The sequence below is a fragment of the Burkholderia sp. SIMBA_062 genome, from assembly GCF_046534765.1.
Taxonomy (GTDB): domain Bacteria; phylum Pseudomonadota; class Gammaproteobacteria; order Burkholderiales; family Burkholderiaceae; genus Burkholderia; species Burkholderia ambifaria.
The window spans coordinates 1-263 of sequence record NZ_JAWRYD010000347.1 but is presented as its reverse complement, the minus strand read 5'-3'; the positions used below and the strand labels follow the sequence as shown (position 1 = coordinate 263).

General features: G+C 35.7%; 1 protein-coding gene. It reads left to right on the top strand.

From position 1 onward, the window contains the following. On the top strand, window positions 1–263 hold a 263-nt coding region (locus tag SB786_RS36635), incomplete at both ends, for a serine hydrolase (RefSeq protein WP_410731639.1).

The following is a 263-nucleotide window of genomic DNA, read 5'->3' as shown; positions in this document are numbered from 1 at the left end:
GTCATTAATTAAAACCATTATTCTACTCTTGTTTTCTGTTCTATCCATTGAAATTTGTTTTGGACAATCCAATCAAAAAGATGAACTTCGGAAAGCAGACTCCATCATTAACAATTATTCTCAGGCAGATGCTCCAGGGATGGCTGTAGGGATTATAAGAGACGGAAAAGTCATTGAAAAGAAAATATACGGACTGGCAAATCTTGAAAACCGGATTCCTGTGACAGATTCTACAGCATTTAATATTGCATCAGTCTCTAAAC